Below are 9502 nucleotides of genomic sequence, written 5' to 3' on the forward strand. Positions count from 1 at the left end.
CGGTTGGCAGGATGGGACGGGCGGAGAAGAGCGGCGAAGCTCGTCTGCATGACGAAGATCCAGCGCAACGCCGCCCTGCTCGCCGCCTCCGCCTTCGTGCTCGGCCTCACCGCACCGCTCTCCGCGACGGCTTCGACCGCTGATGCGCCGGGGACCCTCGACTGGGCGAAGTGTGAGGGCAGCGGGCTCGACCCGCGGCAGCAGTGCGCGACCGTCGAGGTGCCGATGGACTACGCCGACCCCGGCGGCCGGAAGATCAGCATCGCCGTCTCCCGGATCCCCAGCGAGACCCCGCAGGCACGTCGCGGAGCTCTGCTGCTGATCCCCGGCGGACCCGGCGGCTCCAGCCTCAACGACCCCTCGGGCAAGGGGCAGCAGCTGCCGCAGGAGGTGCGGGACGCCTACGACCTGATCGGATTCGATCCCCGAGGGCTCGGTCGCTCCACCCCTGTCACCTGCGGCCTCGATCACAGCGACCTCGCCACGTCGAAACTGCGTCCCTGGCCCGCCCCCGACGGGTCGATCACGGAGAACATGGCCACCGCACAGCGGCTGTCCGACGCCTGCGAGCGCAACGGCGGCGAGCTCATCAAGCACATCAGTACCGCCAACGAAGCCCGCGACATCGACCGCATCCGGGCGGCCCTCGGCGAGCGCAAGCTGTCCGCGTGGGGTGTCTCGTACGGGACCTATGTCGGCGCGGTCTACAGCCAGTTGTTCCCGCACCGCACCGACCGCGTCGTGCTGGACAGCAATGACGACCCCGACCACACCCGGGTCTCCCGTGCCTGGCTCGCCGGTCACGAGGCCGGTGTCGAGGACACCTTCCCCGAGTTCGCCAAGTGGGCGTCCGCTCCCGGCAATCCGGACCGGCTGGCCGAAACGGCGGACGAGGTCCGGCCGCTGTTCCTGGACCTCGCCGCGAAGCTGGACCGCGAACCGATCCCCTGGCCCGGCGCCAACCCGGAGGAGCTGAACGGTAATGTGCTGCGCCAGACCATGCTGGACAGCCTCTACGCGCCCAGCGGTTTCCCCGACCTGGCTCAGTTGATCCTTGCCGCGCAGAAGGGCACTCTGCCGCCGGCTCCCGCCGCACCGCCCGAGTCGGTGTTGCAGAACGTCACCGCAGTCGGTGCCGGGACCCTCTGCAACGACATCGCCTGGCCCAAGTCGGCCGCCGCGTACGAGGAGGGGGTCGCCTGGAGCCGGGCCAGGTACCCACTGACCGCCGGAATGACCAGGAACGCGATGGTCTGCGCGGCCTGGCCGTTCACGCCGAAGGAGCCCCCGGTACGGATCACCGATCGCGGCCCGTCCAACATCCTGCTCATCCAGAACGAGCGCGATGTGGCCACACCGCTCAGTGGCGCCCTGAGGCTCCGCGAGGCCCTGGGCAAGCGCGCCACCATGGTCACGGTGAACGCCACCGGTCACGACGCCTACCTCGCCAACGGCAACGAGTGCGGCGACCGGACCGTCTCCCACTACCTGGCGACGGGGGAGCGTCCCGACCGGGACACCTACTGCGGTTAGGACCTGACTCCGGGTCCCTCGGCGCCGATCTCGCCCCGCCGGCGGACGCCCTTCGCCAGCAGGCCGCCGAGGAACCCGGTGACCAGGCCCCACAGCACGGCGAACCCGAGGGCGGTCCACAGCTCGGGCCGCAGGAAGAGTTCACCGTTCAGCCCGCCGCCGATGTCGCCGATGCCGAGGACCGACAGACCGTAGTGCGCGGAGATCCGGCCCATGAGACAGATCATGAGCGCGGTCAGCGCAAGCGCGATCGCCATGTGCACGGCGTGCTGCCACAGACGCATCCGGGCCGGTGAACGGGCGGCCATCAGGAACGCGGCCGCCAGGAGCAGCACCGCGTCGACGACCAACAGCCACCACACCTTGGCGTCGAAGTCGGCGAGGGTGCGCAGATTGAGCGTGGAGATGTCCGGGGTGCGCAGCACCTGGTCGAGGAGATGCGGCATCGGCAGCCCGAACGGCCCGTCCACCCGCCCGGACCACGTGACGCCCAGCCCGAGAGTGAAAGCGAGCCAGACGAGGTTCGGGAGACCGAGGAGGAGCACGGCGAACGTCTCCGCGGTATGCCCGCGCGTCGCCGCGACCACCAGGGCGATGACGACGCCGAGGACGACGTAAGCGAGGAGCAGCGCGACCATCGCGTACGCGGCCGGACGCACCGACTCCTGGAAGCGCAGCAGCCTGGGCGGGAGCGGGGCCGCGCGCGAGACCAGCAGGGCGAGGACAAGGACGCCCACGAGCCACAGCACACCGAAGACCAGCGTCAGCGGCACATCGGTCTTGAAGCCGACCTCGGGAGCGGCACCGAACAGGTCGCCGATGTCGCTGATCGTTCCGTCCCCGAGGGAGATGCTGAAGTTCTGCCGGGCGAAGAGCGCGAGGGCGACGAGGGCCAGCAGCCACAGGACCGCGATCCGGGCGGCCCACCCGGCCAGTTCGGTGGTTCCGGCGACGGCCCGGTGTCGCATCGGCCGCAGAAAGCCGGCGGCCATCACCAGCGCTCCGGCGAGCGTGACCGACAGGGGGACCACGGTCAGGCCCGCCTTGGTGTCGGCGATCACACCGGCACCGCCCGACAGCTCGATGGTGCCGCCGACGGCCGTGACGACGGTGGCCGCGACCACCCGGGGGTACGCCTTGTCAGGCAGGTCCGCCGCACCGGCCGCCCACAGCCCGAGTGCGGCGACCACACCCATGACGATCATCCCGGCCAGCACCGCCAGGACGGCTTGGAGCCAGCCATGGTGGGCGGCCACTTTGCCACCGGGGCGGACAACTGCCTGGTCGGACGGTGTCTGGGGGCTCACACTGCCACGCTAAGCAGCGCTGACGCGGTCCGCCCGCCGGGAGGGGCCGACCGCGTCCGCTTGCGGGCGGTACGGGACCCGAGCACACAATGGGCGTGTTGTGTAAGAAAGCGATGGCAAACGTAAGAAAGCAGCTCAAAGCTTCTGAAGCCTCACAGAACTCGAGTCTGGAGCAGTCCAACGCTTCTGAAGTGCCGCGGGACCCCTACACCGGGAAGAAGAGCTCGTGAGCGTCGAACCGCCGTCCTCAGGCCGCCCCACCGGACCGCCTTCGGGCCCGCTGTCGGGCCCGTCCCAGCCGGGTCCGTCCGAGCCCAGTCCGACTCAGCCCAGTGGCCGCGTGCCCTCGGGGCCGCCGAGCGGCGCGGGCGGAAGCAGCTCGGGCGGAAGCGGCGCGGGTGGATCCTCAGGACCCGGCGGACCGGGTGAACCGAGCGGACCGGGCGGACCGGGTCAGCCGGGCAAGGGGCCCGACCGCCCCTGGTGGAAATCGGCGCCCCGCGTCGCACTGATCACCGGCGTTCTCGTGGCCGCCGTGATCCTCGGCCTGGTCTTCACCCGCGGCAACGGCGACAGCGACACGTCCGCGGCCGGCGGCGAGGTCTTCCTCCAGGCGGCAGGCAAGTCGGGACCCGACCCGTTCACCGAGTCCACGGCCAACGACAGCTCCACCCCGCCCGCCACACCCTCGCCATCCACCGCGTCGGAATCCGCCAACGTGACGCGGGGCGTGGACGGTTCGGCCCCCGGCCTCTACGGCGGCACCCGCAACGTCTCCAGCTGCGACGTGGAGAAGCAGATCAGGTTCCTCCAGGCGGACCCGGCGAAGAACAACGCGTTCGCCTCGGTGGCGGGCCTGCGGACCTCCCAGGTCCCCGGCTATCTGCGCGCGCTCACCCCGGTGCAACTGGGCTACGACACCCGCGTCACCAACCACGGCTACCGCGACGGCGCCGCCACCGGCTATCAGGCGGTCCTCCAGGCGGGCACCGCTGTCCTCGTCGACGACCACGGTGTCCCCCGAGTGCGCTGCGCCTGCGGCAACCCGCTGGGAGAGCCGGTCGCGCAGAAGACCACGCCCACGCCGACCGGCGACTCGTGGCCGTCGTACCGGACGCAGAACGTCGTGGTCGTCGCGCCCTCGACGACGGTCATCAACGTGTTCGTCATCTTCGACCCGCACAACGACGAGTGGATCGCCCGGCACAAGGGCGACACGGGCCGTCACGACGAGAAGACCGAGCCGCCGGCGCGTCTGCCGTTCCCGTCCGCGAGCGTCTCGTCCCCGACGCCGAACTCCGAGTCGCCTTGCGCCTCTTCGCCCGGTACGACGCCGAGCGGCTCTCCGAGTCCGAGCGTGTGCGTGTCGACCTCCACGGCGCCGTCCTCGCCCTCGTCGTCCTCGTCCGCACCCTCGGAGTCGGAGCCGGACTCGCAGTCCCCGCCCTCCGAGCCTCCGACGACGGCACCGGACTCGTCTTCGTCACCCGACCTGGCGTCCTCGGCCACGACGACGGAGACGACGACCTCATCGATGACGGAGGCGTCTTCGGCTTCCAGCGCCCCGGTGTCGTCCGCGACCTCCCCGGGGCTCTCATGATCGAGGAGTACGCCCAGCACAACGGCCACGCCGACCTCCCGCGCGAGCCGATCGACGGAAGGGCGGGCCGATAGCCGTCCCTGCGCGGCGCGGGGATCACACCTCGTTGTTCCACATGCGGAACATGGCGCACTTCCCGCGGCCGTCGAAGGTCACGGTCCACAGGTTGGCGAAGGTCCCGAGCTCCTTGTAGCGGCCGGTTCCCTCGACGGCCGCCGTGTCCCCATTGACGGCAAGGACGGACCACTCGAACTCCCAGCCCCCTTCCTGCCACGCCGACCGGCCGAGCCATCCCTCGACGATCTCCTCACGGCCGATCCAGTCCGTTGCGTACGGCCACTCGTGGTACTCCGCGTGCGCCGAGAAGAGCGCCTCGATGTCCTTGCGGCTGCTGCTCCTCCAGGCCCGCACATACTCCTCGACCCAGGCCTCGACCCGCTGCTTCGTCACCACCGCACTCACCCCTGCGCCGTCGGCCTGATGACGAGTTCGTTGACGTCGACATCGAGGGGCTGGCTGATGGCGTAGTGGATCGCCTCACCGATCGCCGAGGCGGGGATCGCGATGCCCATCTGATCCTGGACCGCTTCCCGTACCCCGGTGTCGCTGATGCCGTCGGTGAGCTCGCTGCGGGTCAGGCCGGGGCTGATGACGGTGACGCGCAGGTCGCGGCTTTCCTGCCGCAGGCCTTCGGAGAGGGCGCGGACCGCGAACTTGGTGGCGCTGTAGACGGCCGCGGTGGGGTCGACGCGGTGCCCCGAGACGGAGGCGATGTTCACCACGTGACCGGCGCCCTGAGCGCGCATGAGCGGGAGTACGGCCGCGATGCCGTGCAGGACGCCCCGGATGTTGACGTCGATCATGCGGTTCCACTCGTCGACCTTCAGGGCGGCGAGGGGCGACAGGGGCATCACGCCCGCGTTGTTGACCAGGACGTCGACCCGTCCGTACTGGTCCTGCGTGGCCCGCACGAAGGCGTGCACGCTTTCCAGGCTGGTCACGTCCAACTCGTGGTGGAGTGCGCTGCCCCCGTCGGCCCGGATCTCCTTCGCGAGGGCGGCGACGCGGTCCGTGCGGCGGGCCCCGAGGGCCACTCGGTGGCCGGCCGACGCCAGCCTCCTGGCCGCGGCCTCGCCGATCCCGCTGCTTGCCCCGGTGATCAGAACGACCTTGCCCAGGGAGGCGTCGGTGGTGGATGGGACGGTCATGAGAACCCCTTCGGACATGTCCGCTACCTGCGGATCTGTTACCGGTCAGGGTCCGAGCATGCGCCCGGTCCCGCCGCGGGGGCAGGACGTGGCTTCCTGGGTGCGCCACACCCAGGAAGCGGTGACACGGGAAACACCGACGTACGATTTCTGAATGAGCGGAAATGAGCTCGGCGAGTTTCTGCGGGTACGGCGGTCCCGCCTGAACCCGGCCGATGTGGGCTTCCCGGGCTCCGGGGCACGCCGGGTCGCCGGGCTGCGGCGCGAGGAGGTCGCCGTCCTGGCTGGCGTCAGCGTCGATTACTACGCGCGCTTGGAGCAAGGCAGGGAACGCCACCCCTCCGGGCAGGTCATCGATGCGCTCGCGGGGGCGCTGCGGCTGGACACGGACGCCCGCTGGCACGCGTACCGGCTGGCCGGCCTCGTGCCGAAGACGTCGCCCGTCGGCCGCCGACAGGAGCGGGTGGCTCCCGCCCTGCTGCGGCTGATGGACGGTTTTCCCGCCGCCGTCGCCTACATCACCAACCGCCGCCTCGACATCCTCGCCTCGAACGCTCCGGCCCGGGCCCTGCTCTCGCCCCTCGCGAACCCGCGAGACATGGTCCACTCGCTCTTCCACGACCCAGCCGCCCGGCAGTTGTTCGCCGACTGGCCGGCCGTCGCACGGGACACGGTGGCGGCGCTGCGACTGGCGTACGGACACCAGCGGAGCGACCCTGAGACCGGCGCGCTGGTCGACGAACTCCTCGACAGCAGCGAGGAGTTCGCGGCGCTGTGGCACGAGCACGCCGTCGGGCGGCTGGGCAGCAAGACCAAGGTGTTCAACCATCCGGACGTAGGTCGCCTCACGCTCACGTACCAGTCCTTCGACGTGCAGGACGCCCCCGGGCAGTGCCTGCTCGTCGGCAGCGCCGAACCGGGCACGGCGGACGCCGACTCGCTCGCTTTGCTCGGCGCCTTGCACGCTGACGCGCCGCGACCGTACGGCACTTGATTCGCGGACTTCAGCGCGGGCGCCGCACCGCCGACGGGCGATTCCACCGAGAGCGGAACGCCGGTCCCTTTCCCCTGGGGCTCACCGCTTCAGGCCCTAGGCTGAAGGGGTGAGCAACCAAGCGCCGAACGAAGCCCGCGTCATCCCTCTGCGCCCGGCGACAGCGCCGACTCCGGCCGCCGCTCCGGCGCGAGTGCCGCAGCGCCCCCGTCCGGTCCTCGCGCCCCGCCAGGCGCCACCGGCCCCCGCTCCCGCGACCAAGGAGCCGCTCTGGCGCGACCTCGTGGGTGACGTCCTGCGGCGCGAACGGCTCGCGCAGGAACGCACGCTCAAGGACGTGGCCGACACGGCCCGGATCTCCATGCCCTACCTCTCGGAGCTGGAGCGCGGCCGCAAGGAGGCTTCCTCCGAAGTCCTGGCGGCCGCGGCTCGCGCCCTGGGCCTCGGCCTCGGCGACCTGCTCTCGCTGGCCCAGGACGAGCTCAGCCGACTCGCTCAGGCCAGGCCCGCGCGGAGCCGTTCCACGACGTCCTCGCGGTACGACGGCATGTGCCTCGCAGCCTGACCGGCCCGACCGTCCTGCCCGGGTGTCAGATCACCGGAATCCGTCGGCTCACCACCTCGTCGGCGATCCCGTACGCCACGGCCTCCGGCGCGGTGAAGACTTTGTCGCGGTCCATGTCCGCGCGGAGGGTGGCGACATCGTGATGCGTGTGCCGCGAGAGGACCTCCTCGACCTGCGAGCGGATACGGAGCATCTCCTTGGCCTGAAGGGCGAGGTCGGAGACCGTCCCCTGCCGTCCGCCGCTCGCGGGCTGTCCCAGCAGCACGCGCGCGTGCTCAAGGACGAACCGGCGCCCGGGATCGCCCCCGGCCAGCAGCACCGCCGCGGTCGAGGCCGCCTGCCCGACACAGACCGTCGAGATCGGCGCCTGCACGTACGTCATCGTGTCGTAGATCGCCATCAGTGAAGTGAACGATCCCCCGGGCGAGTTGATGTAGATCGCGATCTCGCTCTCCGGGCTCGACGACTCCAGATGGAGGAGTTGCGCGATGACGACGTTGGCGACCCCGTCGTCGATCTCCGTGCCGAGGAAGATGATCCGCTCGGACAGCAGCCGGCTGAAGACGTCGTAGGAGCGCTCACCCTGCGGAGTCCGCTCGACCACGTTCGGAATCGTGTAACTACCCATGTCAGAGCCCCATCCGTCGCCGTGACGCGGCCGGGCGGACGTCGTCGAGCGACTCCACGACCCGGTCCACCATGCCGTAGTCCTTCGCCTGCTCGGCCGTGAACCACCGGTCGCGGTCGCCGTCGCGGGAGATCGTCTCCTCGCTCTGGCCGGTGTGCTCCGCGGTGATCCGCTCGATGGCCTTCTTCGTGAACTCCAGGTTCTGTGCCTGGATCTCGATGTCCGCGGTGGTCCCGCCGATACCGGCCGACGGCTGGTGCATCATGATCCGCGCGTTCGGCAGGGCGAAGCGTTTGCCGCGCGCACCGACGCTGAGCAGGAACTGCCCCATGCTCGCGGCGAATCCCATGGCGAGCGTCGAGACGTCGTTCGGGATCAGCGTCATCGTGTCGTAGATCGCCAGACCCGCGGTCACCGATCCGCCCGGGCTGTTGATGTACAGACTGATGTCGGTCCGCGAGTCCTCCGCGGACAGCAGAAGCAGCTGCGCGCAGACCCGGTTGGCGGAGACCTCGTCGACCTGCGTGCCGAGCAGGACGATCCGCTGCGAGAGGAGTTGCGCGGCCAGGTGGTCGTCGAAGCGGGTGGCGGGCGTCTCGCCGTCCTCGGCCCGCGGTGCGCGGGCCGGGTCCCAGCCGGTGATGAGTGGAGTCATCGGTCCTCCGTGAGGTGTCGGCGCGGCGCGGTTCTCGTCGCCGCGATCTCCACTCTCGGACCGATTCCGCTCGGGATCAGCTTTCTCGGCCGGCAGCAGATTCGCTACGGGCAGAGGAGGAAGGAGGCGGGCGGGTACGTGGCGGACCCGAAGCCGCGCGGAGCCATCCCGGCCCGGCCGGCCGCCGTGGGCTCGGCCGGTCCCGCGAAGCGACCGGAAGCAGGTCCCCGTATCCGCGACGAGCAACTCCGGAACCTCCGACGCGGCGAAATGCCCATCGCGGCCGGACTCCGTCCCCCAACCCCGGAACACCGGGCACGACGGCGGATCCCGTGACCGCGCCGCCGATGAGTTTCCGGGCGAACATCGGTCGACAGAAGTGACGACGTTCCCCGCCCGAGGAGGCACTCATGTCCGGCAGCGGATTCACCACCTGTCTGTGGTTCGACGGTCAGGCCGAGGAGGCCGCGCACCACTACATCTCGATCTTCAAGAACTCCGAGCTCGGCAGGATCAGCCGGTACACGGAGGCCGGGCCCGGACCCGCCGGTTCCGTGGTGACCGTCGAGTTCGTGGCCAATGGCCAGAAGTTCATCGCCCTCAACGGCGGCCCGCAGTTCACCTTCAACGAGGCCATCTCCTTCCAGATCGACTGCGACGACCAGGACGAGGTGGACTTCTACTGGAACAAGCTCACCGAAGGCGGCGGCGAGCCCGGCCCCTGCGGCTGGCTCAAGGACAAGTACGGCGTCTCCTGGCAGGTCGTCCCGGTGAGGCTCGTCGAGATGGTCGTCGACCCGGACCCGCAGAAGGCTGCTCGCGCGACCGCCGCGATGCTCAAGATGGGCAAGCTGGACATCGCGGCCCTGGAGAAGGCGTACGCGGGGGAGTAGCGGACCGGCTCGGTCCGCAGACTCGCGGGGGGGGGGGGGGGGGGGGGGGGGGGGGGGGGCGGGGCGCGCGCGGGGGGGGGGGGGCCCGGGCCGGGCCCCCCCCCCCCGGCCGCGGCGGA

Annotated in this window: 10 protein-coding genes; 5 read left to right on the forward strand and 5 right to left on the reverse strand. The window is 70.8% G+C overall.

What is annotated here, in order from left to right:
• The first annotated feature begins 48 nt into the window (after positions 1–48).
• Positions 49–1533, forward strand: a complete 1485-nt coding sequence (locus ACFYPC_RS24585; RefSeq protein ID WP_388679944.1) for an alpha/beta hydrolase — start codon at positions 49–51, stop codon at positions 1531–1533.
• Here ACFYPC_RS24585 and ACFYPC_RS24590 read toward each other — a convergent pair.
• Positions 1530–2840, reverse strand: coding sequence for a streptophobe family protein (locus tag ACFYPC_RS24590; RefSeq protein ID WP_388679947.1), 1311 nt, complete (start codon positions 2838–2840; stop codon positions 1530–1532). The two genes, ACFYPC_RS24585 and ACFYPC_RS24590, sit on opposite strands and share 4 nt — an antisense overlap.
• Before the next feature lie 226 nt (positions 2841–3066).
• On the opposite strand from ACFYPC_RS24590, the gene ACFYPC_RS24595 reads away from it, so the two are divergent.
• Positions 3067–4440: a DUF6777 domain-containing protein gene (locus tag ACFYPC_RS24595; RefSeq protein ID WP_388679950.1), complete on the forward strand. Its 1374-nt coding sequence runs from the start codon at positions 3067–3069 to the stop codon at positions 4438–4440.
• A 96-nt stretch (positions 4441–4536) separates the two neighbouring features.
• Here the strand turns inward: ACFYPC_RS24595 and ACFYPC_RS24600 are convergent, their stop codons facing one another.
• Complete coding sequence (locus ACFYPC_RS24600) at positions 4537–4890, reverse strand: nuclear transport factor 2 family protein (RefSeq protein ID WP_388679952.1); 354 nt, start codon at positions 4888–4890, stop codon at positions 4537–4539.
• Between the two features lie 8 nt (positions 4891–4898).
• Entirely contained in the window at positions 4899–5648 is a 750-nt protein-coding gene (locus ACFYPC_RS24605) for an SDR family oxidoreductase (RefSeq protein ID WP_388679956.1), read from the reverse strand.
• Between the two features lie 154 nt (positions 5649–5802).
• Here ACFYPC_RS24605 and ACFYPC_RS24610 point away from each other — a divergent pair, with 154 nt between their 5' ends.
• A complete protein-coding gene (locus ACFYPC_RS24610) occupies positions 5803–6642 on the forward strand; it encodes a helix-turn-helix domain-containing protein (RefSeq protein ID WP_388679958.1) in 840 nt (279 codons plus the stop codon).
• 109 nt (positions 6643–6751) lie between these two features.
• On the forward strand, positions 6752–7207 hold the full coding sequence (locus ACFYPC_RS24615) for a helix-turn-helix domain-containing protein (protein WP_388679961.1): 456 nt from the start codon (positions 6752–6754) through the stop codon (positions 7205–7207).
• A 25-nt stretch (positions 7208–7232) separates the two neighbouring features.
• On the opposite strand, the gene ACFYPC_RS24620 is transcribed toward ACFYPC_RS24615, so the two are convergent.
• Positions 7233–7835, reverse strand: a complete 603-nt coding sequence (locus ACFYPC_RS24620) for a ClpP family protease (RefSeq protein ID WP_388679964.1) — start codon at positions 7833–7835, stop codon at positions 7233–7235.
• Position 7836: 1 nt separating this feature from the next.
• Entirely contained in the window at positions 7837–8490 is a 654-nt protein-coding gene (locus ACFYPC_RS24625; protein WP_388679966.1) for an ATP-dependent Clp protease proteolytic subunit, read from the reverse strand.
• A 410-nt stretch (positions 8491–8900) separates the two neighbouring features.
• Between ACFYPC_RS24625 and ACFYPC_RS24630 the strand changes: the two genes are divergently transcribed.
• The gene (locus ACFYPC_RS24630; RefSeq protein ID WP_388679969.1) at positions 8901–9383 is read left to right on the forward strand and encodes a VOC family protein; all 483 of its coding nucleotides are present in this window, start codon (positions 8901–8903) and stop codon (positions 9381–9383) included.
• Positions 9384–9502 lie beyond the last annotated feature (119 nt).

Source organism: Streptomyces sp. NPDC005808, from assembly GCF_042871385.1.
GTDB lineage: Bacteria > Actinomycetota > Actinomycetes > Streptomycetales > Streptomycetaceae > Streptomyces.